2 protein-coding genes are annotated in these 1,490 nt (G+C 62.6%); both read right to left on the bottom strand.

Annotated features, from left to right (window positions below; genetic code table 11):
* Nucleotides 1–78: 78 nt before the first annotated feature.
* Nucleotides 79–882: a 2-oxo-hept-4-ene-1,7-dioate hydratase gene (hpaH, locus tag EAY64_RS19995; protein ID WP_103526498.1), complete on the bottom strand. Its 804-nt coding sequence runs from the start codon at nt 880–882 to the stop codon at nt 79–81.
* A partial coding sequence (locus tag EAY64_RS19990; RefSeq protein ID WP_122081981.1) for an aldehyde dehydrogenase family protein occupies nt 876–1,490 on the bottom strand: 615 nt, incomplete at its 5' end. The genes hpaH and EAY64_RS19990, both read right to left, overlap by 7 nt.

Genomic DNA, 1,490 nt, shown 5'->3' with positions numbered 1-1,490 from the left:
GCAAGGCGCGCCGACGCAGACAGTACAAGGTGTACGGCCAGGAGGCGCAACGCAGCAGCAGGGTTTTTGTTCGCTGATCTAAACAAAGCGGCAGCTGATGGCACCCAGCGGGCCATAGTCCACATGGAAGGTATCGCCAGCGCGGGCCGGCACCGGGCGGGTGAAGGAGCCGCCCAGAATCACCTGACCGGGTTTCAGGCTGACATTAAACGGCGCCAGCTTGTTGGCCAGCCAGGCCACGCCATTGGCCGGATGGTTCAGCACTGCTGCGGCCACGCCGGATTCCTCGATCACGCCGTTGCGGTACATCAGCGCGGAGACCCAGCGCAGGTCCAGCTCCGACGGTTTCACCGGGCGGCCGCCCATCACCACGCCGGCATTGGCGGCATTGTCGGAAATGGTGTCGAACACCTTGCGCGGCCGGCCGGATGTCGGGTCGATGGACTGGCTGCGCGCGTCGATGATTTCCAGTGCCGGGATGACAAAATCGGTGGCCTCGTAGACATTGAACAGGGTGATGTTCGGGCCTTTCAGCTCCTTGCCCAAGATGAAGGCCAGCTCCACTTCCACCCGTGGCACGATGAAGCGGCTGGTGGGGATATCGCTACCGTCGTTGAAGAACATGTCGTCCAGCAGGGTGCCGTAGTCCGGTTCGTTGATCTGCGAGGACATCTGCATGGCACGCGAGGTCAGGCCGATCTTGTGGCCCTTGATCGTCCGGCCTTCGGCCAGCTTCATCTCCACCCAGCAGCGCTGGATGGCATAGGCGTCCTCGATGGTGATGTCGGGGTAGTCCAGCGAAATCTGGCGGATCTGTTCACGTTGCTGCTCGGCCTGATGCAGACGGAGCGCGGTGTTCTGGATGATGTCTGGTGTCAGCATGATGTCTCCTTATTGGCGATGCCGCCAAAGCACAGGTATTTGGTTTCCATGAATTCTTCCAGCCCCAGCCGTCCGCCTTCACGGCCTAGCCCGGACTGCTTGATGCCGCCAAAGGGGGCTACTTCGGTGGAAATGGCACCTTCGTTAATACCGACCATGCCGGCTTCGATGGCTTCCGCCATCCGCCAGCAGCGGCCGATATCGCGGCTGTAGAAATAGGCTGCCAGGCCGGATTCGCCGCTATTGGCCAGCCGGATGGCTTCGGCCTCGTCGTGAAAGCGGATCAGTGGAGCCAGCGGGCCGAAGGTTTCTTCCTGTGCCACCTGCATCTGTTCGGTGACATCGGCCAGCACCGTGGGCTGGAAGAAATTGCCACCGCGTGCATGTGCTGCTCCGCCGGTCAGGACCTTCGCCCCCAGGCTGACCGCGTTGGCTATGTGACGCTGCACCTTGGCCACAGCGGCCGGGCTGATCAGCGGGCCTTGCTGCATGCCGGGTTCGCTGGCCGGGCCAACCTGCAGTGCCGCCACAGCAGTGGCGAGCTTCTCGGCAAAGGCGTCGTAGATGCTGTCCTGTACCAGCAGGCGGTTGGCGCAGACGCAGGTCTG

Origin of the sequence: Aquitalea palustris (genome assembly GCF_003693445.1) — a bacterium.
GTDB classification, from domain to species: Bacteria; Pseudomonadota; Gammaproteobacteria; order Burkholderiales; family Chromobacteriaceae; genus Aquitalea; species Aquitalea palustris.
This window is presented reverse-complemented; position numbering and strand designations above follow the sequence as displayed.